The 24,815-nt window shown below is 68.5% G+C and carries 23 protein-coding genes; 9 read left to right on the forward strand and 14 right to left on the reverse strand.

The window, feature by feature from the left end; all coding sequences use genetic code 11:
• Window positions 1–16 precede the first annotated feature (16 nt).
• Complete coding sequence (locus E0W60_RS27820) at window positions 17–757, reverse strand: TetR family transcriptional regulator (protein WP_133096619.1); 741 nt, start codon at window positions 755–757, stop codon at window positions 17–19.
• A gap of 568 nt (window positions 758–1,325) precedes the next feature.
• On the opposite strand from E0W60_RS27820, the gene E0W60_RS27825 reads away from it, so the two are divergent.
• The 3 genes from E0W60_RS27825 (at window position 1,326) to E0W60_RS27835 (ending at window position 7,289) form a co-directional block, all read left to right on the forward strand.
• On the forward strand, window positions 1,326–2,576 hold the full coding sequence (locus tag E0W60_RS27825) for an efflux RND transporter periplasmic adaptor subunit (protein WP_135706182.1): 1,251 nt from the start codon (window positions 1,326–1,328) through the stop codon (window positions 2,574–2,576).
• A 71-nt stretch (window positions 2,577–2,647) separates the two neighbouring features.
• Window positions 2,648–5,800, forward strand: a complete 3,153-nt coding sequence (locus E0W60_RS27830; RefSeq protein WP_133096621.1) for an efflux RND transporter permease subunit — start codon at window positions 2,648–2,650, stop codon at window positions 5,798–5,800.
• Between the two features lies 1 nt (window position 5,801).
• A complete protein-coding gene (locus E0W60_RS27835) occupies window positions 5,802–7,289 on the forward strand; it encodes an efflux transporter outer membrane subunit (RefSeq protein WP_135706183.1) in 1,488 nt (495 codons plus the stop codon).
• A gap of 130 nt (window positions 7,290–7,419) precedes the next feature.
• Here E0W60_RS27835 and E0W60_RS27840 read toward each other — a convergent pair whose 3' ends face one another.
• Both E0W60_RS27840 and E0W60_RS27845 read right to left on the reverse strand, forming a co-directional pair.
• Entirely contained in the window at window positions 7,420–9,015 is a 1,596-nt protein-coding gene (locus tag E0W60_RS27840) for a GMC family oxidoreductase (protein ID WP_135706184.1), read from the reverse strand.
• An 8-nt stretch (window positions 9,016–9,023) separates the two neighbouring features.
• A complete protein-coding gene (locus E0W60_RS27845; RefSeq protein ID WP_133096624.1) occupies window positions 9,024–9,647 on the reverse strand; it encodes a hypothetical protein in 624 nt (207 codons plus the stop codon).
• Window positions 9,648–9,763: 116 nt separating this feature from the next.
• Between E0W60_RS27845 and E0W60_RS27850 the strand changes: the two genes are divergently transcribed.
• The 4 genes from E0W60_RS27850 (at window position 9,764) to E0W60_RS27865 (ending at window position 14,000) form a co-directional block, all read left to right on the forward strand.
• On the forward strand, window positions 9,764–10,819 hold the full coding sequence (locus E0W60_RS27850) for an AraC family transcriptional regulator (protein WP_133096625.1): 1,056 nt from the start codon (window positions 9,764–9,766) through the stop codon (window positions 10,817–10,819).
• 60 nt (window positions 10,820–10,879) lie between these two features.
• Window positions 10,880–11,833: a LysR family transcriptional regulator gene (locus E0W60_RS27855; RefSeq protein WP_135706185.1), complete on the forward strand. Its 954-nt coding sequence runs from the start codon at window positions 10,880–10,882 to the stop codon at window positions 11,831–11,833.
• Between the two features lie 114 nt (window positions 11,834–11,947).
• The gene (locus E0W60_RS27860; protein WP_135706186.1) at window positions 11,948–12,919 is read left to right on the forward strand and encodes a Bug family tripartite tricarboxylate transporter substrate binding protein; all 972 of its coding nucleotides are present in this window, start codon (window positions 11,948–11,950) and stop codon (window positions 12,917–12,919) included.
• 109 nt (window positions 12,920–13,028) lie between these two features.
• The gene (locus E0W60_RS27865; protein ID WP_135706187.1) at window positions 13,029–14,000 is read left to right on the forward strand and encodes a M14 family metallopeptidase; all 972 of its coding nucleotides are present in this window, start codon (window positions 13,029–13,031) and stop codon (window positions 13,998–14,000) included.
• A gap of 29 nt (window positions 14,001–14,029) precedes the next feature.
• Here E0W60_RS27865 and E0W60_RS27870 read toward each other — a convergent pair whose 3' ends face one another.
• The 6 genes from E0W60_RS27870 to E0W60_RS27895 form a co-directional block, all read right to left on the reverse strand.
• The gene (locus E0W60_RS27870) at window positions 14,030–14,584 is read right to left on the reverse strand and encodes an Sbal_3080 family lipoprotein (RefSeq protein WP_135706188.1); all 555 of its coding nucleotides are present in this window, start codon (window positions 14,582–14,584) and stop codon (window positions 14,030–14,032) included.
• Window positions 14,585–14,721: 137 nt separating this feature from the next.
• Window positions 14,722–14,922: a hypothetical protein gene (locus E0W60_RS27875; RefSeq protein WP_029046432.1), complete on the reverse strand. Its 201-nt coding sequence runs from the start codon at window positions 14,920–14,922 to the stop codon at window positions 14,722–14,724.
• 27 nt (window positions 14,923–14,949) lie between these two features.
• Window positions 14,950–15,528, reverse strand: coding sequence for an OB-fold putative lipoprotein (locus tag E0W60_RS27880; protein WP_135706189.1), 579 nt, complete (start codon window positions 15,526–15,528; stop codon window positions 14,950–14,952).
• Window positions 15,529–15,570: 42 nt separating this feature from the next.
• Window positions 15,571–16,815 carry a glycosyltransferase gene (locus E0W60_RS27885; RefSeq protein ID WP_135706190.1) on the reverse strand — a complete coding sequence of 415 codons (1,245 nt, stop codon included), beginning with the start codon at window positions 16,813–16,815 and terminating at the stop codon, window positions 15,571–15,573.
• Window positions 16,816–16,851: 36 nt separating this feature from the next.
• Complete coding sequence (gene mnmE / locus E0W60_RS27890) at window positions 16,852–18,279, reverse strand: tRNA uridine-5-carboxymethylaminomethyl(34) synthesis GTPase MnmE (protein WP_135706191.1); 1,428 nt, start codon at window positions 18,277–18,279, stop codon at window positions 16,852–16,854.
• A gap of 99 nt (window positions 18,280–18,378) precedes the next feature.
• On the reverse strand, window positions 18,379–19,209 hold the full coding sequence (locus tag E0W60_RS27895) for a CHAD domain-containing protein (protein WP_135706192.1): 831 nt from the start codon (window positions 19,207–19,209) through the stop codon (window positions 18,379–18,381).
• A gap of 189 nt (window positions 19,210–19,398) precedes the next feature.
• On the opposite strand from E0W60_RS27895, the gene E0W60_RS27900 reads away from it, so the two are divergent.
• Window positions 19,399–19,836 carry a PaaI family thioesterase gene (locus E0W60_RS27900; protein WP_135706193.1) on the forward strand — a complete coding sequence of 146 codons (438 nt, stop codon included), beginning with the start codon at window positions 19,399–19,401 and terminating at the stop codon, window positions 19,834–19,836.
• 30 nt (window positions 19,837–19,866) lie between these two features.
• The gene (locus E0W60_RS27905; RefSeq protein WP_135706194.1) at window positions 19,867–20,253 is read left to right on the forward strand and encodes a VOC family protein; all 387 of its coding nucleotides are present in this window, start codon (window positions 19,867–19,869) and stop codon (window positions 20,251–20,253) included.
• 24 nt (window positions 20,254–20,277) lie between these two features.
• On the opposite strand, the gene tam is transcribed toward E0W60_RS27905, so the two are convergent.
• From tam to rpmH, 5 genes are all read right to left on the reverse strand, one after another.
• Complete coding sequence (gene tam, locus E0W60_RS27910; RefSeq protein ID WP_135706195.1) at window positions 20,278–21,048, reverse strand: trans-aconitate 2-methyltransferase; 771 nt, start codon at window positions 21,046–21,048, stop codon at window positions 20,278–20,280.
• Window positions 21,049–21,259: 211 nt separating this feature from the next.
• Window positions 21,260–22,930 (reverse strand): membrane protein insertase YidC, encoded by a 1,671-nt coding sequence (gene yidC, locus E0W60_RS27915; protein ID WP_135706196.1) that lies wholly within the window; start codon window positions 22,928–22,930, stop codon window positions 21,260–21,262.
• A 21-nt stretch (window positions 22,931–22,951) separates the two neighbouring features.
• Window positions 22,952–23,269 (reverse strand): membrane protein insertion efficiency factor YidD, encoded by a 318-nt coding sequence (gene yidD, locus E0W60_RS27920; RefSeq protein WP_133096641.1) that lies wholly within the window; start codon window positions 23,267–23,269, stop codon window positions 22,952–22,954.
• Between the two features lie 16 nt (window positions 23,270–23,285).
• Window positions 23,286–23,735, reverse strand: coding sequence for a ribonuclease P protein component (gene rnpA, locus E0W60_RS27925; protein ID WP_135706197.1), 450 nt, complete (start codon window positions 23,733–23,735; stop codon window positions 23,286–23,288).
• A 142-nt stretch (window positions 23,736–23,877) separates the two neighbouring features.
• On the reverse strand, window positions 23,878–24,012 hold the full coding sequence (rpmH, locus tag E0W60_RS27930) for a 50S ribosomal protein L34 (protein WP_008650850.1): 135 nt from the start codon (window positions 24,010–24,012) through the stop codon (window positions 23,878–23,880).
• Between the last annotated feature and the right edge of the window lie 803 nt (window positions 24,013–24,815).

Raw genomic sequence — 24,815 nt, forward strand, 5'->3', positions numbered from 1 at the left:
CAGGGGAGTCAGGAGATCAGGGCACCAGGTCGCTGGTGTCCAGGCCCGCGGCTTCCTTCTGGCAGGCCTGCTCGCACAGCGTCGACAGTTCGTCGTCGAGCTGCGCCATCGGGCGCGGCACGTAGCCGAGCCGCAGCGCGGGGGACAATCTCAGGGTATCGATGAAGGCATCCGCCATGCGCTCGGCGTTGGCGTCGAGGTCGAAGTCCTCGGGTGAGAACAGCCAGTGCGCCAGCACGCCGCCGATGCAGGCGTGGAACGCATTGACGGCGAGATCGAGGTCGAGGTCGGCCGGCAGCTGCCCGCGCTCGCGCGCCAGGCGCAGGTGCTCGCGGATCTTGACCAGGCCTTCCTTGTGCGACTGGCGCTGGCGCTCGAAGATGGCTCCGTTGTCCTGCACCATCTCGCACTTGTGGAAGATGATCTCGAACACGCGGCGCAGGCGTGGGTTCACCACGGTCTGGCGCATCACGTAGGCGCAGATGTCGCGCACGCCCCCAAGGGGGTCTTCCTGGCGCGCGATCCGCTCCGGATCGCACAGCGCTTCCACCGGCAGGTGCACGCGGTCGCACATGGCGGCGAACACATCGCTCTTGTTCTTGAAGTGCCAGTAAATCGCGCCGCGCGTGACCCCCGCCGCCTCGGCGATGTCGGCCAGCGACGGCCGTGCCACGCCGCGGGCGTGGAACACGGTTTCGGCCGCGTCGAGAATCCGGTGGCGCGTCTCTAGCGCCTCTTCCTTGGTGCGTCTGACCATGTCTGTCTCATATGCCGGAGGCGCATGGACACGGTGTCCACGGTCCGGCGTGTTGAATCTCCCCGGTGCCGCGCAAGGTGCGCGGCGGGTCGTTGTCGTCACATGGCTATGTTGTCGCAAGCCCTTGGGTCCGACAGGACGGCGCGCATCCTAACCCGAGTCGGCGGTTTGCGCCGGATACCGGATCAGGTTGGCCGGCTTTTCGCTGGGATCCGATGGTTCGCATCGGACCCGCCCGGCGTGATGTGAAAGCCCCTGCTGATGAATCGACTTTAACATACATGCTTGAATGTATATATAATACGCGCTCGCCCGGCTTTCGGCCAGCCGCCCCCTGTGACATAGCCAGCACCCTGGGCGACTCCTTGCGCAGGCCAGCCGGACGGCAATCCAGTCGTCATATAAAAGCCACCGTTCGTCGTATTCGTCACCGCGCCGACGCGATTTGTGGCTAGCATCACGCTTTTATCCGCTGCAAATATTGCGGCGGGCTGCGTCGTTTTCGCTTTCCTGAGATGTCAGGCCGGGGCGATGCGGCAGATCTCAAATTGCCATCATGGGGTTATCGATGAGGAAGTCCCAACATATCAGTCGCGTTGCCACTTTTGCAGCCGCTGCGCTGTCGGCGCTGGCGCTCACTGCCTGCGGCGACAAGAAGGCCGAGGGCGGTGCCCCGCCCCCGCCGGAAGTGGGCGTGGTCACCGTGACGCCGTCGCCGGTCGCCGTCGTCAATGAACTGCCGGGCCGCCTGGAAGGCGTGCGCACGGCCGAAGTGCGCGCTCGCGTCGAAGGCATCGTGCTGTCGCGCAACTACACCGAGGGCGGCGAAGTGAAGGCCGGCCAAGTGATGTTCCGCATCGACCCGGCGCCCTACCAGGCCGAACTGTCGTCGGCCCAGGCCGCGCTGCAGCGCGCCGAGGCCAACGCCGTCACTGCGAGGCTGAAGGCCGAGCGCTACAAGCCGCTGGTGGCCGTCAACGCGGTCAGCAAGCAGGAATACGACGACGCCGTGGCCGCCGCCGGCCAGGCCAACGCCGACGTGGCATCGGCCAGGGCCGCCGTGCGCACCGCCCAGATCAACCTGGGCTACACCACCGTGACCGCGCCGATCAGCGGCCGCGCCGGCCGTGCGCTGGTGACCGAGGGCGCGCTGGTGGGCAAGGGCGAGGCGACCAAGCTGGCGCTGGTGGAGCAGGTCGACCCGATGTGGGTCACCTTCACCCAGCCGGCCTCGGAAGTCACGCGCCTGCGACGCGCCATCGAGTCGGGCGCCGTCAAGGGCGTCAACGGCGGCGCCAACGTGCACCTGTACGTGGAAGACGGCCGCGAGTACGAGCACACCGGCAAGCTGCTGTTCTCGGACATGACGGTCGACCCGACCACCGGCGCGATCACGCTGCGCGCGCAGTTCCCCAATCCGAAGCGCGAGCTGCTGTCGGGCACCTTCGTGCGCGTGAAGATCGAGCAGGGCGTGGATGAGAACGCGCTGACCGTGCCGCAGCGGGCGCTGATCCGCGGCGCGCAGGGCGCCACCGTGCTGGTCGTTGGCAACGACGGCAACGTCGCCTCCGTGCCGGTCAAGGCGCCGCAGGCCATCGGCGACCGCTGGATCGTGACCGAAGGCCTGAAGGGCGGCGAGAAGGTGATCGTCGAGGGCCTGCAGAAGGTCAAGGTCGGCGCGCCGGCCAGGCCGGTGCCGTTCGTGCAGGCGGGTGCCTCGGCGCCGGCCGCCATGCCGGCTGCGGCTTCTGCTGCCCCGGCCTCGGCCCCCAAGGCCGAAGCGAAGCAGGAAGCGAAGGCCGAGGGCAAGCAAGGCTGAAACCGCCGCGCCGCGGCGGCTGAAGCCAGCCGCCGCGGCACACAGGGCTAGACAAAGAGGGAGCCAGTCTTATGGCCAAGTTTTTTATCGACCGGCCGGTGTTCGCGTGGGTGCTCGCGCTGATCATCGTGCTGGGCGGGATATTGTCGATCATGCAGTTGCCGATCGCGCAATACCCGAACATCGCCCCGCCTACGATCTCGGTCACGGCCACCTATCCGGGTGCGTCGGCCAAGACGCTGGAGGATTCCGTCACTTCGGTGATCGAGCAGGAGCTTAACGGCGCCCCCAACCTGCTCTACTACAACTCGACCAGCGAATCGACCGGCCTGGCGACGATCACCATCGCGTTCGCGCCGGGCTCCAACGTCGACCTGAACTCGGTCGAGGTGCAGAACCGCCTCAAGCGCGTGGAAGCGCGCCTGCCGGCGGAGGTGCGCCAGCAGGGCGTGCGCGTGGACAAGGCCGGGAACAACTACATGATGTTCCTGACCGTGTCGTCCAAGTCCGGCACGGCCAGCGCGATCCAGCTCGGCAACTATGTCTCGGCGCAGGTGATCGACTCGATCCGCCGCGTGCCGGGCGTGGGCCAGGCCGACCTGTTCGGCACCGAGTACGCCATGCGCATCTGGCTGGACCCGTCCAAGCTGACCGGCTACAACCTGACGCCGCTGGACGTGACCGCCGCGGTGAGCGAGCAGAACGTGCAGGTCGCCGTGGGCGAACTGGGCGGCACGCCCTCGCCCAAGGGCACCGAGCTGAACGCCACCGTCACCACCGAAAGCCGGCTGTCCACGCCCGAGCAGTTCGGCAACATCCTGCTGCGCACCAACCCCGACGGTTCGTCGGTGCGCATCAAGGATGTGGGCCGCGTGGAACTGGGCGGCGCCGACTACTCGACGCTGGCCCGCACCAACGGCAAGCCGTCGGCGGCCATCGCCATCAAGCTGGCCCCGACCGGCAACGCGCTGGCCACGGCCACCGCGGTGCGCGCCAAGATGGAAGAGCTGTCGAAGACCTTCCCGGCTGACTACCAGTACACGGTGCCTTACGACACCTCGGCCTTCGTCAAGATCTCGATCGAGGAAGTGATCAAGACGCTGCTGGAAGCCGTGGTGCTGGTGTTCCTGGTGATGTACCTGTTCCTGCAGAACTTCCGCGCCACCATCATCCCGACGCTGGTGGTGCCGATCGCGCTGCTGGGTACGTTCGGCGCGCTGCTGGCGTTCGGCTTCTCGATCAACGTGCTGACCATGTTCGGCATGGTGCTGGCGATCGGTATCCTGGTGGACGATGCCATCGTGGTGGTGGAAAACGTCGAGCGGATCATGAGCGAGGAAGGACTCTCGCCACGCGAAGCGACACGCAAGGCCATGGGCCAGATCACCGGCGCCATCGTCGGCATCACGCTGGTGCTGACCGCGGTGTTCATCCCGATGGCATTCTTCTCGGGCTCGGTGGGCAACATCTACCGCCAGTTCTCGCTGTCGCTGATCGCCTCGATGGCGTTCTCGGCGCTGCTGGCGCTGACGCTGACCCCGGCGCTGTGCGCGACGCTGCTCAAGCCGGTGGAAGCCGGCCATCACCATGAGAAGAAGGGTTTCTTCGGCTGGTTCAACCGCACTTTCGCTACCGCGTCGACCGGCTACCAGGGCGTGGTCGCGCGCATCCTCAAGCGCACCGGCCGCTACCTGATCATCTACGCGCTGATCATCGCCGGCGTGGTGGTGCTGTTCAAGCGCCTGCCGTCGTCGTTCCTGCCCGATGAAGACCAGGGCTACATGATCACGGTGGTGCAGCTGCCCAACGGCGCCACGCAGGACCGTACCATCGGCGTGCTCAAGCAGATCGAGGACTACTACCTGCAGAAGGAAAGCAAGGTGGTGGACCAGATGATCACGGTGGCGGGCTTCTCCTTCTTCGGCCGCGGCCAGAACGGCGGTATCGCGTTCGTGCGCCTGAAGGACTGGAAGGAGCGCACCGGCGACGGCGAGAACGCGCAGGCGCTGGTGGGCCGTGCCTTCGGCGCGCTGTCGTTCATCAAGGACGCGATCATCTTCCCGCTCAATCCGCCGGCGATCGCCGAGCTGGGCAACTCCTCGGGCTTCGACTTCCGCCTGCAGGACCGCACCGGCCAGGGCCACGCCAAGCTGATGGAAGCGCGCAACATGATGCTCGGCATGGCCGCGCAGAACCCGGTGCTGATGGGCGTGCGCCCCGAAGGCCAGGAAGACGCGCCGCAGCTGCAGATCGACATCGACCGCGAGAAGGCGCGAGCGCTGGGCGTGTCGGTGGCCGAGATCAACTCGACGCTGTCGATCGCGTTCGGCTCCAGCTACGTCAACGACTTCATCTATGAAGGCCGGGTGCGCAAGGTGATCGTGCAGGCCGACGGCGCCGACCGCCGCCTGCCGGATGACCTGACCAAGCTGCGCGTGAAGAACAGCAACGGCGACATGGTGGCGTTCGCGGCGTTTGCGACGTCCAGGTGGATCATGGGCTCGCCGCGCCTGGAGCGCTACAACGGCATGCCGGCGGTGAAGATCGCGGGCCAGGCCGCGCCGGGACGCAGTACCGGCGAAGCCATGCGCGCGATGGAAGAGAACTTCGCCAAGCTGCCGCCGGGCTTCGGTTTCGAGTGGTCGGGCCAGTCGTATGAAGAGCGCCTGGCCGGCTCGCAGGAACCGATCCTGTACACGCTGTCGCTGATCATCGTGTTCCTGTGCCTGGCCGCGCTGTACGAGAGCTGGTCGATCCCGTTCTCGGTGCTGCTGGTGGTGCCGCTGGGCGTGCTCGGCGCGCTGCTGGGCGTGACGCTGCGCGGCATGCCCAACGATGTGTACTTCAAGGTGGGCCTGATCGCCACGATCGGCCTGTCGGCGAAGAACGCCATCCTGATCGTGGAATTCGCCAAGGACCTGCAGGCGCAAGGCAAGGGCCTGGTCGAAGCCACGCTGGAAGCGGTGCACTTGCGGTTCCGCCCGATCCTGATGACGTCGATGGCATTCATCCTGGGCGTGCTGCCGCTGGCGATCGCCACCGGCGCGGGCTCGGGCAGCCAGCGCGCGATCGGTACCGGCGTGATGGGCGGAATGATCACGGCCACGGTGCTGGCGATTTTCCTGGTGCCGGTCTTCTTCGTGGTGGTGCGCAAGCGCTTCAAGGGCAGCCAGCGCCAGCGCATGCTGGACAAGAAGTGGCATGACCCGCAAGAGGAAATCTGACATGACCAAGACCCTGACCACACTGCTGCTGGTGGCCGGCGTTCTGACCGGGTGCACGCTGGCACCCCACTATGACCGCCCCGCCCCGCCGGTGGCAGACAGCTTCCCGGTGGCACCGGAGGGCTATGCCACCGCCGAGGTGAAGAGCGGCGAGACCCGCCGCGCCACCGACATCGGCTGGCGCGAGTTTTTCCGCGACCCGCGCCTGCAGGCGCTGATCGCCACCTCGCTGGATAACAACCGCGACCTGCGCCAGGCCGCGCTGCGCATCGAGGAAGCGCGCGCCACGTACCAGGTGCAGCGCGCCGACCTGCTGCCCACGGTGAACGTGGAAGGCGGCTATACGCGGGCCCGCACCACCCCGGCCGAGGCGGCCACCGTGCTGGGCCAGCCAGGGGTGACCGAGGTCTACCGGGTCGGCCTGGGCATCTCGTCGTACGAGCTCGATTTCTTCGGGCGCGTGCGCAGCCTGTCCAACGCCGCGCTGGCGCAGTACTTCGCCACCGAAGAAGCGCACCGCTCGGCGTATATCTCGCTGGTGTCGGAAGTCGCCAAGGCCTACCTGGCCGAGCGCTCCTTTGCCGAGCAGTACGAGCTGGCACGCAACACGCTGCAGGCGCGCGAAAGCACCTACGGGCTGGCCAAGAAGCGCTTTGACGCCGGCGCCACCTCGGCGCTGGACCTGCGCGACAACGAATCGCTGGTGGCGCAGGCACGCGTCTCCGCGGCGCAGCTGGCACGCCAGCGCGCGCAGGCGCAGAACGCGCTCGAAGTGCTGGTGGGCAAGCCCATCGGCACCATCGAGAACCTGCCCGAGCCGATGCGGCTGTCGGACGAGCGCATCATCAGCGATATCCCGGCGGGCCTGCCGTCGGAGCTGCTGGAGCAGCGTCCCGATATCCGGCAGGCCGAGCAGCAGCTGCTGTCGGCCAACGCCAATATCGGCGCGGCGCGCGCCGCGTTCTTCCCGCGCATCTCGCTGACCACCAGCGTGGGCACCATCAGCCCGACGTTCTCGGGGCTGTTCGATGCCGGCACACGCGCATGGTCGTTCGCGCCGCAGCTGACGCTGCCGATCTTCGACTATGGCCGCAACCTGTCGAACCTGGACCTGGCCAACGTGCGCAAGAACATCCAGATCGCCAACTACGAGAAGACCATCCAGACGGCCTTCGCGGAAGTGGCCGATGCGCTGGTGGCGCGCGGCACGCTGGAAGACCAGGTCACCGGCCAGGAACAGGTGCGCGATGCCGAAGCCGCGCGCTACGAGCTGTCGCGCCTGCGCTTTCGCAGCGGCGTGGCCAGCTACCTGGATGAGCTCGACGCGCAGCGCCAGCTGTTCACCGCGGAGCAGGCGCTGATCCAGGCGCGGCAGCTGCGGCTGAACAACGCGATCGACCTGTATCGCGCGCTGGGCGGCGGGTTGAAGGCGGACAGCGCGGTGGCGCAGCAGGCAGCGCCAGCGGCGCAGCAACCGGTGACGCAGTAACGCTCACTGCCGGTTTGCTCCCCTCTCCCACAAGCGGAACAAGCGGGAGGGGGAGCAAGCAGCTCAAGCGAAGAAACCAGTGGCAGCGCCACTGGTTTTTTTTCGCCTGCATCACAGCGGCGCCGATCCATCATGCCGTGATATTTCGAGCCAGCGCATCTGCATTCTGTGCCGTCAGCGCAAACACCGACAACTGCGGATTGGCCCCCACGCTGGTCGGAAAGACCGAACCGTCGAACACCGACAGGTTCTCCAGCTGGTGGTGGCGCCCGTGGCTGTCCACCACGCCGCGGCGGGCGTCGTCGCTCATGCCGCAGCCGCCCATCAGGTGCGCGGTGAAGAGCGCCGTGCGGAACGGCTTGAGCGGCAGCTTCGCGATCGCGTCGCGCGCTTCTGGCCAGCTGCGGTAGTCGGTGGCGTCCAGGTGGGCCGGCCGCACCTTGACCGCGCCGGCGGCGAACTGCGCCTGTGCCATGCTCAGCCAGGCGCGGCGCACGCCGTCCCAGGCGTAGTCGCTCATCTCGTAGTCGAGTAGCGGGCTGCCGTCGGGGGCCAGCCGCACGCGCCCGCCCTCGCTCTGCGGCACGAAGCCGTCGCGCAGCAGCGCCAGCATGGCGTTGGTATTGGGCAGCTGCGCGATATCGCGCCGCAGCGCGTCGCCCATGCCGTTGAGCACGCCGGCGCTGATGCCGGGGAACAGCGGCGGCACCTCCAGCTTGTAGCCCATCGGGCCGGTGGCGCCGTTGGCCCACTGGAAGTGGTCGGAGGCGACCGACTGCGGCGCGCCATAATAGGGATCGATTTTCTCCGGCATGACTGCGACACTGATATTCACCGGATGGATGAACGTGCGCACGCCCAGCCGCCCATGCGGGTCCGGCACGCGCGAGCGCAGCAGCAGCGCCGGTGTGTTGATAGCGCCGCCGGCGACTACCACGTGCCGCGCGCGCACGGTCACGCCCACGCCGGTGGGCGTATAACCGTCTGCGCCGAGCGCTTCGCCGATGACCGCTTGCACGCGCTGCCCGTCGTGTCCGAGCGTGCGCACCCGCACCCGGTGCACCAGCGTCGCGCCTGCGGCCAGCGCCGCCGGGATGGTCGATACCAGCATCGACTGCTTGGCATTGACCGGGCAGCCGAAGCCGCAGTAGCCCGAGTTCCAGCAGCCCTTCACGTTGCGCGGGATGACGTGCCACTCCCAGCCCAGCTTTTCGCAGCCGCGGCGCAGCACGTCGTTGTTGGGATTCGGCGCCATGGCCCAGGGCGCGATGCCCAGGCGCGCTTCCACCTGCGCGAACCACGGCGCCATGTCGGCCTCGGCGTGGCCGCTGACGGCATGGTGCCCGGCCCAGTGCGCCAGCGTCTGCGGCGGCGTGCGGAAGCTGGACGACCAGTTCACCGTGGTGCTGCCGCCGACGGCGCGGCCCTGCAGGATGGCGATGGCGCCATCGGCGGTGGTGCGCGCCGCGGCCTCCTGGTACAGCTCGCGGTAGGCACGGTTCTCGTCCATGTCGCGGAAGCTGTCGGAGGTGCGCAGCGCGCCTTCTTCCAGCAGCACCACGCGCAGCCCGGCGCGGCTCAGCGTTTCGGCGCTGATGCCGCCGCCCGCGCCGCTGCCGACGATGACAACGTCCGCGTCGAGCGTGCGGGAGGCGGTGAAGGTGGCGGCATCCAGCACCTTCCAGCCGGCGGCGATGCCGGCATCGTAGAGATTGTCGATGGCCATGTCTGTATTCAGGCGTGCAGCGCCTTGTAGACCGGCGCATTGGGGCCGGGATAACCGCTGCCGGCCCAGGCGGCGGGCAGCACGTAGTAGCTCACGCTGGCGAGCTTGACCAGCACCACCGCGCCGGCATTGAGCGTGGCCAGCCGGCTGGCGCGCCAGCGTTCCAGGAAGGCCTGGACCTGTTCCGGCGTGGTGGCGTCCCAGGACTGGCGGATGCCGGCCAGCGCCCAGCGCAGCGGCGTGCTGGCGAGCAGGCCGAACAGCTTGCGCAGCTCAGCCTGCGCGCCGGCGTTCATCGCGGCGCAGCTGGTGTCGATATTGCGCAGTGTCTCCTGCACCAGGGCCTCGCGCCGCGGCGGCGGCGCCTCGGCGAGTTCGGTGACGACGGCGGGCAGCAACGCGCGGAACATGGCCACGTCGTCGGGCCGCAGCCAGGCCATGCCGGCCTGCGGCGCGGCATCGGCCGCGCTGCATCCGGCCAGCGACGGCACCAGCGCGGTACACGCCAGCGCGGCCGAGAAGCCGAGTCCGACCTTGAGGAAGCCGCGGCGCGAGAGAGCGTGTAGCGCGTGCAGCGCCTCGGCGCCGGCATCTGCGCGCCGGTGTGGCGCAGGTTGGGAATGCGGGGGCATGGGGTGTCTCCTGTGCGTCGGTGTTGTTGTCGGGGCGGGATGACTCCGCATTGACGCTACCTGTAGTTTGGATAAAGATCGGAGCCCCGTCTTGATTCCGCATGACAGGTGAATTGATGCCACGCGCCAACCCGACCGCCGGCGGTGCCACGGTATCCGGCACCGTGTCGCTCGCTTACCTTCGCGCCGTGCTTGACCACGGCGAACGCCAGGGCATTGCCGCCGCCGACCAGCTGCGCGCCGTCGGCGTGGCGGCCGGCATCCTCGGCGCCACCGGTGCGCCGATCGCCACGCGCATCCCGGGTGCCGCCTACCTTGCGCTGCTGGACTGGCTCGGCGAGGCCACCGGCGATCCGCATGTCGGGCTGCGTGCCGGGGCCGCCTTCGTGCCGCGCCACTATGCCGAGATGGGCTATGTGGTGCTGACCACGCCGACCGTGCGCGACGCCATCCTGCAGGGCATACGCTATGAGGTGCTGGCCAACGATATCGGCCGCACCCGCCTGGTCGAAGCGCCGGGCATGGCGTGCATGACCTGGACCGCGCAGCACGGCCCGCTGTCGCGCCACGCGCATGAGCTGCACATGGCCACCTGGTCGGTGTTCGCGCGCTGGCTGATCGGCGAGCGCTACTTCGCCACGCAGGTTGAATTCCCGCACCCCGCGCCGGCCGACACCAGCCTGCATGCCGAGGTGTTCGGCTGCCCGGTCGCCTTTGGCACCGGGCGCCATGCCATGCATATCGACCCGGCGCTGCTGGCGCTGCCTTCGCTGCAGGCCGATGCCGGCATGCAGGCGCAGATGACGCGCATCGCCGACTCTCAGTTGCAGCTTTGCGTCCCCGCCGGCGCCGACGAGCTGGCGCAGGCGCGTGCCTATATCAGCGCCCGCCTGCAGGACGGCGAGCTGCCCATCGCCGACGTGGCCGCGCACCTGCGGCTGCCCGTGCGCACGCTGCAGCGCCGCCTGCAGGCGCAGGGCATCAGTTATTCACAGCTTGTGGATAACGTGCGGCGCGCGCTGGCCGAGCAATACCTGGCCGATCCCGCGGTCAGCCTGGCGCAGTGCGCGCTGCGGCTGGGGTATTCCGAGCAGAGCGCATTCACGCACGCGTTCAAGCGCTGGACCGGCGAGACGCCGCACGGCTGGCGCCGCCGGGTCGCGCAGGCGTAGCAAAACCCGTGCTGGTTTTGCCGATAATGAGGGCAGACCAACCCCACCCGCCCGCCTTCCATGCATATCCGCTGGCTCGAAGATTTCGTCTGCCTGGCGCAGGCCGGCAGCCTGGCGCGCGCCGCCGAGCTGCGCAACGTGACCCCGCCCGCGTTCGGCCGGCGCATGCAGGCCGTGGAAGTGTGGGCCGGCGCCCCGCTGATCGACCGCAGCGTGTTCCCGGTGCGCCTGACCGCCGAGGGCCGGCTGTTCCTGGAAGCCGCGCAGGGCGCGCTGCGCACGCTCGATGAAACGCGGCTGGCACTGCGCGCCGCGCACCGGGCCGACGCCAGCACCGTGACCATCGCCACCGGCAAGACGCTGGCGCGCTCGATGGTGCCGGCGTGGCTGTCCGGCCTGCGCGAGACGCTGCGCGGCGACCCCGCCGCGGCAGGCTTCCGCACGCGGCTGTCGACCTTCCCCATGCACGACGCGCTGGCGATGTTTGCCGAGGGCGATGCCGACTTCCTGCTGTGCTACAGCCCGCCCGACCTGCCGGTGATGCTGGACGACGCGCGCTACCAGTTCCACCTGGCCGGCGTGGAGCGGCTGGTGTGCGTCAGCGCCGCCGACGCGCACGGCGCACCGCTGCACCGGCTGCGCACCGGCAAGGCAGCGAAGGAAAAGCCGGTGCCGATGATCGCCTATGCCGAGACGCTGACGCTGGGGCGCATGGTCAACCAGGAGATCGCGCGCCGCAAGCTGGCGCCGCGGCTGGACGTGATCGCGGTCAGCGACTTTGCCGAGTCGGTGCATGAAATGGTGCGGCAGCGCATGGGGCTGGCGTGGCTGCCCGCGCGGCTCATTGCCGACGACCTGCACGCGGGCCGGCTGGTGCGCGCGATCGGCGCCACTGCTGCGGGGGCCGACGATGGCGGCGACCTTGCCCTCGATATCCGCCTGTACCGCCCGCGCGCGCCGATGCGGCCGCTGGCCGAGGCGTTCTGGCGCGCCGCGGTGGCGGCGCCGCGCTAGCTGCGGCCATTGCCGAATCGGCAACCCCACTTGCCAAAGCCGCATGCCGGCCGGGCCGCGCGCTCTCTAACATCCGGTCACAACATAGATTCCGGAAACCCCAGAGACAAGACCATGAAGACCATCCTGCGCGCGGCCGCTGCCGCACTCTGCCTTGCCACCGCCACCGGCGGCGCCTTTGCCGGCACCTGGCCCGCCAAGCCGATCACGCTGGTGGTGGGCTATACCGCCGGCGGCAGCGTCGACCTCGTCGCCCGCACCATTGCGCCGGAGCTGGGCAAGCGCCTGGGCCAGAGCGTGGTTATCGAAAACCTGGGCGGCGCCGGCGGCACCATCGGCGCGTCCAAGGTGGTCAAGGCCGAGGCAGATGGCTACACCCTGCTGATGGGATCCGGCAGCGAGGTCTCGATCGCTCGCCTGACCAACCCGGCCGTGCGCTACGACGGCGAGAAGGACCTGGCGCCCGTGACCTTCGTCGGCACCCAGCCGATGGTGCTGGTCGGCAAGCCGGGCCTGCCGGCGAAGAACGCCGCCGAGCTGATCGCGCTGGCCAAGGCGCAGCCGGGCAAGCTGTCGTATGCGTCGTCGGGCGTGGGCACGCCGCTGAACCTGGCCGGCGAGCTGATCAAGCAGCAGGGCAACGTCAATATCACGCACGTGCCGTACAAGGGCGCATCGGCCATGGCCACCGACCTGCTCGGCGGCCAGATCGACCTGGCGGTGATGGTGCTGTCGTCGGCGCTGCCGCATATCCAGGCGGGCCGCGTGCAGGCCTATGGTGTGACCGGCGCCAAGCGCGCCGCGGTGGCGCCGAACGTGCCGGCATTGGCGGAGACGCCGGCGTTGAAGGGCGTCGATATGGGGGTGTGGTTCGGTCTGATGGGGCCGGCCAACCTGCCCAAGCCGGTAGTGGAGCGGCTGAACAACGAGATGCAAGCCGTGCTGGCGCTGCCGGATGTGAAGAAGAAGCTGGCCGAGGCTGGTGTGGAAGTGACGCCGGGCAATCCTTCGCAGTTCGGCAGCTTTATCAAGCGCGAGACGGGGCGCTACCGGACGATTGTGCAGACGGCTGGGATTCGTGAGTGAGGGATGGGGTGTCGGTGCTGCCAGCGCCTGCCAGTACCCACGACACACCAAATAGAAACGACCCGCCAGGCACCGATCCAATGCGCACCCCTGTGAGCACCTGATTTCCATGACCCACCCCGCCCACCTCGACGCCTACCCCGTCGACGTCGCCTTCCCCGACATCCGCCCCTACGCCCCCGGCAACAGCGGCATCCCCTACCTGTACTCCTTCGACAGCGGCCAGCCCGGCCCGCACGTGATGGTCAACGCCCTGACCCACGGCAACGAGGTCTGCGGCGCCATCGCCGTCAAGGCATTGCTCGACCACCACCTGCGCCCGCGCCGCGGCCGCCTGACGCTGGCCTTCGCCAACGTCGATGCCTATCACAGCTTCGACCCGGCCCGGCCCGACGCCTCGCGCTTCGTCGACCAGGACTTCAACCGCGTCTGGACCGCCGGCACTTTGGACGACACCAGCCGCGATTCCTCCGAGCTGCGCCGCGCGCGCGCCATGCGCCCGGTGATCGACACCGTCGACCTGTTGCTCGACCTGCATTCGATGCATGAGAAAAGCCGCCCGCTGATCGTCTCGGGCCCGCTCGACAAGGGCATCGCCCTGTCGCGCGCGCTGGGCGCGCCGGCCGACGTGATCGTCGACGAAGGCCATCCCGAAGGCCGCCGCATGCGCGACTACGACGGCTTTGGCGATCCCGCCAGCCCGCGCAATGCGCTGCTGATCGAATGCGGCCAGCACTGGGAGCCGGCTGCCGTGACGGTGGCGCAGGACAGCACCGCGCGCTTCCTGATGCACGCCGGCGTGGTCGACGCCGCCGACCTGCCCGCCGGCTGGCTGCAGCCGCTGCCCGCCGCGCAGCGGGTGGTACGCGTGACCGAGCCGGTGGTCGCCACCGGCATGGATTTCCGCTTTGCCGGCCCCTATACCGGCCTGGAGACCTTTGCCGACGCCGGCGCGGTCATCGGCTGGCGCGACGGCGAGCCGGTGGTGACGCCGTATCCCGACTGCGTGCTGGTGATGCCTTCGCTGCGCCAGCTTCGCCCCGGCGTGACCGTGGTGCGGCTGGGCCGGCTCGAACGCTGAGCCGGGTTGGAAGGTCAGGGTCTGCCTGATCAGGCTCCCGCCGTCGGTGCCGGCAATGTGCCCGCCGACGGCGCCGGCGGCGGCAGCATGCCCGGGAACAGCTGCTCGACCAGCTCGTTCAGCTTGGACGCCGGGTCCACGAGATTGCTCAGGTTGAGCCCGCCCGCGCTGCGGTTGGCGCTGTAGATCGCCTTGCCGACGCGGTCGCCCTGGCGAAAGACTGTGATGTCCACGCTGTCCAGGTATGACGTCCAGAACCAGGCGCTGCGCGCGCTGTAATACGCCACCATCGGGCACGCCATCGCCGACGCTGCCTCGGCCTGCAGCATCTTCACTTCGAAGTTGCGGTGTTCCAGCGAGGCACGGAAGGCCTCGACATAGTTGTTGCCGCTCACCGGGTTCACCACCACGCACAGCAGCATGCCGTTGGCGCCGTAGTCGCCGCGCGGGCCGCCGCCGGCGGGCACCTGGAACGCGGTATTGGGATCGGAGCGGTCGGGGCGGTCGACCGGGGTCACGGCCTGGTAGGTCGAGCAGCCGCACAGCAGCAGGCCGACGCTGGCGGCCAGCAGGGCTTTGTTCATGGGAATCCTGGATGGCTTGGGGCACTGCCGCCGGCGCGCAATGCGGGCAGCGTGCCTTCACACTGTAGGCGCTGCCGGCGCCGGCCAATTCCCGGAACAGAGACGCAAAACCGGCGCTGCTGCGCCGGCGTGGCGCGTCAGCCGCCCGCCCCGCCTTGCGCGAGCCGGCCCACCAGGATCAGGCAGAACGCAGCCAGGCACAGCCCGACCACCGCGACCTGCAGCCGCGTCACGGGCCGGCCGCCCAGCAGGGTCTCGCTAAGCCAGCGCGGCGAAGCCAGGCCGGCGGCGGTCGCCGCCAGGATGATGAGCGCAAGCACGGACAGCACGGATTGCATCGCAGGTTCTCCGGTTCAGGCTTGCGCTCAGTTGGCGCCGCCGCGCAGCAGGCAGTCGCGCAGCAGCGGCACGCCATCGGCCACGCCCGCGCCGTTGCACTCCACCGCCACCTTCTGGCCGCGCCGCACCATGGTGGCGCGGGCCTCCACTTCGCAGACCCGGCCCGCCGGGCCGCAGATCTGCCGTTGCAGCAGCAAGGCACGCACATTGGCGGCGGGATCGTTGGTGCGAATATCGACAAACACCTGCTCGCCCTCGCGGCGCACGCCGCTGGCCACGCCTTCGACGATCACGTAGCGGTTCAGGTAACGCGCATCCGCGGCCTTGGGATCGTTGCGGTAGTCGTCCAGGATGGCGCCGGCCTGGTATTGCGGCAGGCGGTCGGCGGGCCGCTGCGGGTCGATGCTGACCGGGTCCAGCGTGCCGTCGCGCGGCACGCCGCGCACATCGCTGGCCGTGGCAACGGGCGCGCTGGCCTGCGCCGGCGTTGCGGAATCAGCGGGTGCGGCGGCGTCTTCATGCCGGTCATTGCCGGCAAGCCACAACATGCCAAGGACAGCCACGGCGACGATGGCAACGAGGATCTGCTGGGTACGGTTCAACATCTGGCGGTCTGCCTGGGAGCATGCAAAAAGGCGAAAGCGCGATTATGCGCCACCCGAAGCGCAGAAGCGCCCGATTGCAGCCACCGCGTGCTCCACCCCGCGCTCCGCCGCAACGGCGCGCCCCAGCGCGGCGGCCTTGCCGCGCGTCTCGGGGCGCTCGGTAAAGGCGATCATCGACGCCAGCCGCGCTGCGTCGATCTTGTGCCCCGGCACGTACGCCGGCGCCACGCCCAGCGCCGCCAGCCGTCCCGCCCAGAAGAACTGGTCGCCCGCGAACGGCAGCACGATCGATGGCACGCCGGCCGCCGCCACCGCGTGCGTGGTGCCGGCCCCGCCATGATGGATCGCCGCCGCCACGCGCGGCAGCAGCCAGTCATGCGGCGTGGCCCCGATCACATGGAAGTTGGCTGGCAGCGCCGACACATCGATGCCCGACCAGCCCGGATAGAACAGCGCGCGCCGGCCATCGACGGCCTGCAGCATGGCCTTGACCACCTTCTGCCGGTCAAAGCCCGCCATGCTGCCAAAGCCGATATACAGCGGTGGCGCGCCGGCCGCCAGGAAGTCTCGCAGCGCAGCGCCCGGCTTCCAGGCCGGCTGCGCCGGCATGTTCCACGCGCCGGTCACCAGCCAGTCCGCATGCCAGTCGCGCGGGCGCGGCACCAGGTGCGGCGAGATCGCGTACAGCGACGGGAAATCGCGCCACATCGCCCGGCGCGGCGCCACGCCGAACAGCTTCGCGCGCGCCGCGTTGGTGGCATTGCGGAACATGCGCCATAGCACGAAGTTGATCACCGCATGACTGGCCCGGTTGGCCCAGCCCGGCATGCGCAACGGCGGCAACAGGGCCGACGGGAAATCCCGCGTCGGCGAGATCGGGAACATGCCCGCGCCGATCACCGGCTTGCCGAGCTGCTCGCCCACGGACAGCGCCACATAAGCCGTCAGCCCCGAAAATACAATGCCATCCGCATCGCGCGCCGCTTCCGCCAGCTGCGCCATCCACGCCTCGGTGTTCTCCTCCGCAATGCGCCCGAACGCACGCGTGGCCTCGGCCACGTTGCCGCCCTCCGTCATCAGCTTGTGCAAGGCACCGCCGGGCTGCAGGGTTTGCTGGATGTCGCCGGCCATCGGCGCGAACGGCAGGCCATGCCCGGCGGCCAGCGGTGCCGCGGCGCGTTCGCCAAGCATCAGCACGTCATGCCCGGCGTCACGCAGGCCCAGGCCGAGGGCTACGATGGGGCGGCAGTCGCCTTGGGTGCCGAAGGTGATGAGGGTGAGGCGCATGGGAGAGGATGGTGGCGCGTTCCGGTTGCGACCGCCTCACTTCCCAATACAAAACCGCGTAAAAATCGTCCCCAGCAAATCATCACTGGTGAACTCCCCGGTAATGCTGTTCAGGCACTCCTGCGTCAGCCGCAGTTCCTCCGCAAACAAATCCAGCGCCTGCGCCTGATGCTCGGCTTGTTCCGCCGCAATATCGAGGTGCGACTGCGCATTGCGCAACGCCGTCAGATGCCGCTCGCGCGCGAGGAAGGTGCCTTCGTTGCCGGATTGCCAGCCCACCAGCCGCAGCAACTCGCGCCGCAGCAGTTCGATGCCTGCACCAGTGCGGGCAGAGATCCAGATCTCCGTCGGGTTTGGCCCGTTCGCTGCGACAACGTGCGGGCGGTTGCCGCCAAACATCGTGTCGCCCACTGCCGGCGCCTTGTCGATCTTGTTGACCACGCGCACGATCGGCGAGCCCGGTGGCAGATGGCCGCTGAGCCGGTCGTCGATGGCGTCGTCGATCTCGGACAGGCCGTGGCGCAGGTAGTCGGTGGCGTCGACCAGGTGCAGCACGACGTCGGCGCGGCGGATCGCGTCCCAGGTGCGGTCGATGCCGATGCGCTCGACTTCATCGGTGGCGTTCTCGCGCAGGCCGGCGGTGTCGATGATGTGCAGCGGGATGCCGTCGATCTGGATGGTCTCGCGCACGCGGTCGCGCGTGGTGCCGGCGATCGGCGTGACGATGGCAAGCTCGGCGCCGGCGAGCGCGTTGAGCAGCGAAGACTTGCCCACGTTAGGCTGGCCCGCCAGCACCACCGACAAGCCTTCGCGCAGCAGCGCGCCCTGCCGCGCCTGCGCCAGCACGCCGCCCAGATCATTGCGGATGGCCGCAAGCTGGCCGCGCGCGTCGGACTGCTCCAGGAAATCGATCTCTTCCTCGGGGAAGTCCAGCGTGGCCTCGACCAGCATGCGCAGGTGGATCACCTTGTCCACAAGCTTGCGGATCGCATTGGAGAACTCGCCTTCCATCGAGCGCGCCGCCGAGCGTGCCGCGGCTTCGGTGCTGGCTTCGATCAGGTCGGCCACCGCCTCGGCCTGCGCCAGGTCGAGCTTGTCGTTGAGGAAGGCGCGGCGCGTGAACTCGCCCGGCTCGGCCAGCCGCAGGCCGATGCCATCGCCGGCCTGCAGGCAGCGCGTCAGCAGCATCTGCATCACCACCGGGCCGCCGTGGCCCTGCAGCTCCAGCACCTCTTCGCCGGTGTATGAATTGGGCGCGGGGAAGTACAGCGCGAGGCCGTGGTCGATGACCTTGCCGTGGCCGTCGAGGAACGGCAGGTAGGTGGCATGGCGCGGCTTCAGTGCCTGGCCGCAGACGGCGCGCATGACCGGGCCGACATCGGGGCCCGAGACGCGCACCACGCCGATGCCGCCGCGTCCGGGCGCGGTGGCGATGGCGGCAATGGGAACCTGGGTAGCAGTCATGCGGTATTGTCGCAGATCGATTGCAGTTGGCGTGGCGCGGGTTGCACTTGCAGGAGCGCCGCGCGGCGCGGTGGGTCGGCCGCCATGTCGGGCGGGGCGTCAGCTCGCGCCGGGCGGTGGCGGCGGCACGTCGTCGGGCAGCTCCGCCACGTCCAGGCACTCGCACATCAGCCGGCGCGCGACGATGGCGTCGACAAAGCCGCCCAGCCGCGTCTGCTGCCTGATCAGCTTGCGGTGCAGCCGCCTGGTATAGCGCGACGGTAGCACCGGTGCCAGCGCCTCGATCGTGTAGCGCAGCCGCTTGCCCGCGATGCGCTGGTCATGCACCGCGCCCAGGTCGCCTCCCTGTGCGGCCTGCTTCAGCGCGCGCAATCGCTTGCGACCGCGGCGCACACGCTGGCTTGCGAACGGGCCCAGGCGGTCGCGCCGCCCGGCCTTGCCTCGGGCGGCGACCTTTTCCGCAAGGTGGCCCAGGTGGGCGAGATCGCGTTGCACGACAGGCAACTGTCCGTCGCGGTAGCTGACCAGTGTCGCCAGCATGGCCGCGCGAGCGCTGTTGCGCCGTGTGGCGGCAACCTCGGCCACGGCGGCCAGCACCGGATCGTCCGGCGCTTTCCCGTGCGCCGGGGCAACGGTCTCGGCCAGGAACACGTCCCAGTCGCGCACCTCGCTGGTCGCTCGCGCCAGCGTGCGCAGTTCGCGCTTCCAACGCTCGCGCTCCAGCAGTGGCAGCGCTGGCGCGAGCGCCCACAGCACCGCGCGCGCATAGCGCACCGCTACGCGTAGCTGGTGCAGGTCTTCCGCTTCGTCGCGGTGCAGCAGATCCTGCAGGGACGTGTCGATCCGCGCCAGGCTGGCCTGTGTCAGCGCGGCAAAGGCAACGACCGGATGCGTCTTGCGGCGCAGCGTGGGCGGCTGGGCGTCAGTCATGGCGGTCTTCATGCGGTCAGGCGCGCCGGTGGAGACGCAGATGCCACCAGTGTAGGCGACGGCACGCGCGAACGTGCCCGGGCGGCGCATCAGGCGCTGCCGCGGTTGACAGCGGCCCGCGGTCGCGCTGCAATGCGCACACCGCCTGGTGATGCAGTGACCGTAGCAGTGACCGTACGAGGACCCGCCATGACCACCGAACAGGAGCGTCTCCTGCTGCGCGACACCATCGCGGCCGGCTTCCGCCAGGCCGCCTTCGTCAATGATGTCGGCATCGCGCTGGCGGATTGCGGGCCGGGCTGGTGCGAATCGACGCTGGCGATCACCGCGCGTCACCTGCAGCACGGCGGCATCGTCCACGCGGGTGTGCAGGCCACCATGGCCGAGCACACCGCGGGCGCGGCGGCCACCACCATCCTCGAAGCGGGCCAGCACGTGGTCACCGCGGAATTCAAGATCAACCTGCTCAGGGCCGTGCGCAGCGACCGGCTGCGCTGCCGCGCCGACGTGCTCAAGTCCGGCCGCTCGATCATCGTGGTCGAGGCGGATGTGTTTGCGGACGTGCATGGCGAAACGGTGCTGGTAAGCCGCTTCAACGCCACCATGAGCGTGCTGGACCTGGCCTGAGTCCAATCCCAATCCTGCAAGGAGCCAAGCATGATCGACCATACCGGTGCCAGTGTCAGCGATTACGGCAAGAGCCGCGCGTTCTACCTGGCTGCGCTCGGCGCCATCGGCTACGGCCTCGTCAAGGAATTTCCGGCCAGCGTCACGGGCAGTACCGACGTGGCGGGCTTTGGGCCACCGGGCAAGCCGGATTTCTGGATCCACCGCGGCGAGCCCAACCGGCCGCCGGTCCACGTGGCCTTCCGCGTGGACAGCCGCGAGCTTGTGGACAGGTTCTACCGCGCCGCGATCGAGGCGGGCGGACGGGACAATGGCGCGCCGGGGCTCCGGGCGCACTATCACCCGGATTATTACGGCGCCTTCGTGCTGGACCCGGACGGGCACAACATCGAGGCGGTGTGTCACAAGCCGGCCTGAGCCGGCTGGTGCGGCAGATGGCGATCAGCGCGTCGCCACGATAAACAGCCGCGGGAACGGCAGCAGCACCGACTTGTCGGGCAGCGCGGGATACGCCTTCGCGATCTCGCTTTCATAGCGCGCCAGGTACGCCAGGCGCCCGGCCTCGTCCAGCGGCTGCAGGAATGGCCGCAGGCCGCTGCCCTTGAACCACTCCACCACCGCCGCCGCGCCGCCGGCCAGCGGATGGTGGTAGGTGGTCAGCCATACATCCACGCGCCGGCACAGCGGGCGCAGCAGTTCGTAGTACCACTGCGCCGGCGAACGCTCTGCGCGCGCCTTGCTGGCGCTGGCCAGCTGCTGCGCCCACGGGCTTTCCGCTGCCACCTGCCGCATCAGCCGGTGCGCGGGCTCTTCCAGGTTGTCGGGCATCTGCACGGCCAGCGTGCCGCCTTCCGAGAGTTTGGAAACGAGCCTGGGAAACAGGCTGGCGTGGTCGGGCAGCCATTGCAGCACGGCGTTGGCCAGGATCACGTCGTACGGGCCGGGATCGTCCCACGCGCCGATGTCGGCCACGCGGAACTGCACGTCAGGCAGGCGCTTGCGCGCGGCCTCGACCATGTCGCCGGAGCTGTCCAGGCCGGTGATCGATGCGCCGGCATATCGCGCCAGCAATACCTCCGTGGAATTGCCGGGGCCGCAGCCGATATCCACTGCATTGCGCACGATCTCGTTCGGGATGGCGGCAACGAGATCGCGGACGGGACGGGTGCGTTCGTCTTCGAAGGCAACGTATTGGCGGGCGGACCAGCTCATGGGGATCTCCGGACGTTGAGGCGCAGGCCAGTAGCATACGCCTGCAAAACGCCTGCCGCAGCCAACACCGCACGAACGCGGCTCCCCTTGCCCGCTTGCGGGAGAGGAGCAAACCGCCAGGGAATCAACGCCTGTCAGTCATCAAACAAAAAAACAAAAAGCCCGGCGACTCCGCCGGGCTTTCCGCTGACTACATCAACGCAACAGGCAATCAGCTCTTGGCCACCACCGCCGTCTTGCCCTTGCCAAGCATCCGGTTGATCTGCCATTGCTGCGCGATCGACAGGATGTTGTTCACCACCCAGTACAGCACCAGGCCGGCGGGGAAGAAGAAGAACATCACCGAGAACACCAGCGGCATGATCGTCATGACCTTGGCCTGCACCGGATCCGGCGGCGTCGGGTTCAGCTTGGTCTGCACGAACATCGACACGGCCATCACGATCGGCAGGATGTAGAACGGATCCGGCACCGACAGGTCCTTGATCCAGCCCAGCCACGGCGCGCCGCGCATTTCGACCGACGACAGCAGCACCCAGTACAGCGCGATGAACACCGGGATCTGGATCACGATCGGCAGGCAGCCGCCGAGCGGGTTGACCTTCTCGGTGCGGTACAGGCCCATCATCTCCTGGTTCATCTTCTGCGGGTCGTTCTTGTAACGCTCGCGGATCGCGGTCATGCGCGGCTGCAGGTCCTTCATCTTGCCCATGGACTTGTAGCTTGCCGCCGACAGCGGGAAGAACACCAGCTTGATCAGCACCGTCAGCGCGATGATCGACCAGCCCCAGTTGCCCAGGAAGCCGTGCAGCTTTTCCAGCAGCCAGAACAGCGGCTTGGCCAGGATGGTCAACCAGCCGTAGTCCTTCACCAGCTCCAGGCCCGGGGCGATCTTCTCGAGCATGTGCTCTTCCTGCGGACCGGCGAACAGGCGTGCATCGGTGCTCACCGTGGCGCCCGGGGCCACTTCGCCCAGCGGCTGCTGGATGCCCACGCGGTACAGGTTCGGATCGATCTGCTGGACGTAGAAGCTGTGCTCCTTGCCGGTCTGCGGGATCCAGGCCGAGGCAAAGTAATGCTGCACCATCGCCACCCAGCCGTTGTTGGCGGCGGCAGGCACGGTAGCCTTGCCTTTGGCGATGTCTTCAAAGCTGATTTTGTGGTACTTGTCCGCGTCCGTATAGAGCGCCGGGCCCGTGAAGGTACTGTAGAACTGCGACTGCTCGATCTTGCTGCCATCGCGCGCCAGTTCCAGGTACAGCGTCGGCGATACCGGCGCGGTGCCCGCGTTGGTCACCGCGAACTTGGTGTCCACCACATAGCTGCCCTTGCGGAAGACATAGGTCTTGGTGAGCTTGACGCCGTTCTTCTCGGCGGTCAGCACCACTTCCAGCTGCTCGGCGCCGTCCAGGTTGCGCGGACCGGGAGCAGCGGTGAACACCGTGGTGTGGTTCGGCAGGTCGCCGCCGATCAGGCCCGAGCGCGCCATGTAGGTGTGCACATTGTCACGCTCGAACAGCACCACCGGCTTGCCGTCGTTCTCAAGCTCCTTGAGCAGCTCCAGGCGCGTCACGATGCCGCCGGCGGTGTCGATCTCGGCGCGCACCGTGTCGGTGGTCACAACGATCTTCTCGCCTGCAGGCTGGGCGGCGGCCTGCGGCGCAGCGCCGGCGGCCGGGGTTGCTGCGCCCGGCTGGACGTTGGCCTTGGGCACGTCGCCCTGCGCGGCCGCGCCGCTGGCGGCCGGCGCCGAAGCGCCCTGCTGCTGCGTCGCGCTCGGGAAGAACATCGACGCATGGCCTTGGGAGCGTTGCCAGTTGTCGTAGAGCAGCACGAGGGACATCGAGAAGATGACCCAGAGGATGGTGCGTTTGATATCCATGTCTGGCTGTGGTCGGAGAAATCAGGGTCTGGGCAGACGGATTGCGGCAGGCACATGGGGCGCATGGCCTGCCGCGGCATGGACGGAACGGCCCGATGCGGAGTCCGCCCCGGCTGTGTCGGTTTCCGTGCCCGGCACGGGATCATACCCGCCTTGGGCGAAGGGATGGCAACGGCACAGCCGGCAGGCGGCCATCCAGCTGCCGCGCGCGGCGCCGTGATGGACGATCGCGTCGCGGGCGTAGTCGGAACAGGTCGGCAGGAAGCGGCACTGCGAGCCCAGGTAAGGACTCAGGGCGATCTTGTAGATACGCAGCAGGGCTAGCAGGATTCGCTTCATGATGAGACCGTCAGGCCTAAAGGCCCGGTGGCTGGCTCTGCGGGGCAGAAGCCGGCGGCGGGACGGGCGGTGCAGGGTTGGCAGCGGGCGGCGGCGGCAGCGGCCTGGCCGCCACTTCCAGCAGGCTGGCGATTTCCGCCGCGCACGCCTGTCGGACCGCCGTGCGCGTGGCAAATTCCGCCCGCGGGAATTTTGCCTGCAGGCGCAGCAGCACATCACGCCCCGACAGCTCCTCGCGGCGCTGGCGGAACAGCTCGCGCGCCATGCGCTTCACCAGGTTGCGCTCGGCGGCGCGCGGCGCGAACTTCTTGCCCACCACCACGCCCAGCCGGGCCTCGGCCTGGCCGTTGGCGCGCACGTACAGCACGAAATGCGTGCTGCGCCGCCGGGGCCGCAAAGCAAAAACGGATGAAAACTCATCCGTCTTTGTTAGCCTCGCGGCTTTGGGGAAGGCATGGGCTGACACGCTGGGCAAGGCTGGCGAGAGATACTGCTGACTGACTAGCTGGACCCGGCGGCAACCCGGCGCAAACTGCGCAGGCCGTCCTGGACCCGAGGCAAGAGGCATCGACGGCGCCGCAGGCGCCGTCAGGCCGGTTGCCCGGGCCTCAGATGGCCAGGCGCTTGCGGCCCTTGGCGCGGCGAGCGTTGATGACGGCACGGCCGCCACGGGTCTTCATGCGCACGCGGAAACCGTGGGTACGCTTGCGGCGGGTAACGGAAGGTTGGTAGGTACGTTTCATGTTGCACTCTCTGGTTGATCTGGGCGTGCCCGGCTTCGGCCGGTGCCGGGGTGCCGTGGCCGCCGCGTATGGTTCGCATGGGGCTGCCGCTGGCAAGGAACTGCCGCGGTAATGCCGACGATTCTGGTTCTGTCTTGCTGCCGGCCGGCGGCGCAGTGCAGGCGTTGGCCTGTGGGCGCGGACGGCACGAACAGGCCAGACCCGGCGATGCGCATACGTGATCCCCTGCCGCATCGCAGAACCCGGCATTTAACCCAGTTTTAAAGAAGGTGTCAAGGTAAACGGCATTGTGCGCCGACACATATGCCACAAACCGAAGAACCTGTCAGTGCATCATTGTCCACAGTGGCCAGTGCATAAACTTTTGTGCCCGAGGCGCCGCCAACATATAAGACAACCCAGGCCAAAGTCCCTGTTTTGCCTGGTGTTTCGCGGCTTTCCACAGCCCGCTACCCCGCACTGCAGCACGGGTTGTGCACAACAATCCACTGAATTTGCACAAGTTGTCCACAGACTTATCCTTTGTGGATAACTCAGGGGCGGGGGTACAATCCCGGTCCAAACACATCATGGGCTGCGTGGCGCAGGCGCAACCCGGGCCCCCCACCGCGAACAACGCATGAGTTAACGCACGCTCAGTGCGGCGAGCCGGTCGCTCGCAGGCTGTCGCATGTCATGCCGCGGGGGTACGCCAACTGGTAGTGATTACCAGTTCGGCAAGCAGGCCCGGCCGACGCAACGTATACGCCGCTTGTGATGTGCCCGGGCCGCGATCCCCGGGTGCCACTACTAAACAACAAACA

It is taken from the genome of Cupriavidus oxalaticus (assembly GCF_004768545.1).
In the GTDB taxonomy this organism is placed as follows: Bacteria; Pseudomonadota; Gammaproteobacteria; order Burkholderiales; family Burkholderiaceae; genus Cupriavidus; species Cupriavidus oxalaticus_A.

Excerpts from the sequence above, each read along its gene's own strand:
- E0W60_RS27870 (WP_135706188.1), bottom strand. The coding sequence starts at position 14,584 with ATGAACAAAGCCCTGCTGGCCGCCAGCGTCGGCCTGCTGCTGTGCGGC.
- E0W60_RS27875 (WP_029046432.1), bottom strand. The coding sequence starts at position 14,922 with ATGCAATCCGTGCTGTCCGTGCTTGCGCTCATCATCCTGGCGGCGACC.
- E0W60_RS27830 (WP_133096621.1), top strand. The coding sequence starts at position 2,648 with ATGGCCAAGTTTTTTATCGACCGGCCGGTGTTCGCGTGGGTGCTCGCG.
- E0W60_RS27905 (WP_135706194.1), top strand. The coding sequence starts at position 19,867 with ATGATCGACCATACCGGTGCCAGTGTCAGCGATTACGGCAAGAGCCGC.
- yidD (WP_133096641.1), bottom strand. The coding sequence starts at position 23,269 with ATGAAGCGAATCCTGCTAGCCCTGCTGCGTATCTACAAGATCGCCCTG.
- E0W60_RS27850 (WP_133096625.1), top strand. The coding sequence starts at position 9,764 with ATGCCACGCGCCAACCCGACCGCCGGCGGTGCCACGGTATCCGGCACC.
- tam (WP_135706195.1), bottom strand. The coding sequence starts at position 21,048 with ATGAGCTGGTCCGCCCGCCAATACGTTGCCTTCGAAGACGAACGCACC.
- E0W60_RS27855 (WP_135706185.1), top strand. The coding sequence starts at position 10,880 with ATGCATATCCGCTGGCTCGAAGATTTCGTCTGCCTGGCGCAGGCCGGC.
- yidC (WP_135706196.1), bottom strand. The coding sequence starts at position 22,930 with ATGGATATCAAACGCACCATCCTCTGGGTCATCTTCTCGATGTCCCTC.
- E0W60_RS27895 (WP_135706192.1), bottom strand. The coding sequence starts at position 19,209 with ATGACTGACGCCCAGCCGCCCACGCTGCGCCGCAAGACGCATCCGGTC.
- mnmE (WP_135706191.1), bottom strand. The coding sequence starts at position 18,279 with ATGACTGCTACCCAGGTTCCCATTGCCGCCATCGCCACCGCGCCCGGA.
- E0W60_RS27860 (WP_135706186.1), top strand. The coding sequence starts at position 11,948 with ATGAAGACCATCCTGCGCGCGGCCGCTGCCGCACTCTGCCTTGCCACC.
- E0W60_RS27825 (WP_135706182.1), top strand. The coding sequence starts at position 1,326 with ATGAGGAAGTCCCAACATATCAGTCGCGTTGCCACTTTTGCAGCCGCT.
- E0W60_RS27840 (WP_135706184.1), bottom strand. The coding sequence starts at position 9,015 with ATGGCCATCGACAATCTCTACGATGCCGGCATCGCCGCCGGCTGGAAG.
- rpmH (WP_008650850.1), bottom strand. The coding sequence starts at position 24,012 with ATGAAACGTACCTACCAACCTTCCGTTACCCGCCGCAAGCGTACCCAC.
- E0W60_RS27865 (WP_135706187.1), top strand. The coding sequence starts at position 13,029 with ATGACCCACCCCGCCCACCTCGACGCCTACCCCGTCGACGTCGCCTTC.
- E0W60_RS27880 (WP_135706189.1), bottom strand. The coding sequence starts at position 15,528 with ATGTTGAACCGTACCCAGCAGATCCTCGTTGCCATCGTCGCCGTGGCT.
- E0W60_RS27835 (WP_135706183.1), top strand. The coding sequence starts at position 5,802 with ATGACCAAGACCCTGACCACACTGCTGCTGGTGGCCGGCGTTCTGACC.
- E0W60_RS27820 (WP_133096619.1), bottom strand. The coding sequence starts at position 757 with ATGGTCAGACGCACCAAGGAAGAGGCGCTAGAGACGCGCCACCGGATT.
- E0W60_RS27885 (WP_135706190.1), bottom strand. The coding sequence starts at position 16,815 with ATGCGCCTCACCCTCATCACCTTCGGCACCCAAGGCGACTGCCGCCCC.
- E0W60_RS27845 (WP_133096624.1), bottom strand. The coding sequence starts at position 9,647 with ATGCCCCCGCATTCCCAACCTGCGCCACACCGGCGCGCAGATGCCGGC.
- E0W60_RS27900 (WP_135706193.1), top strand. The coding sequence starts at position 19,399 with ATGACCACCGAACAGGAGCGTCTCCTGCTGCGCGACACCATCGCGGCC.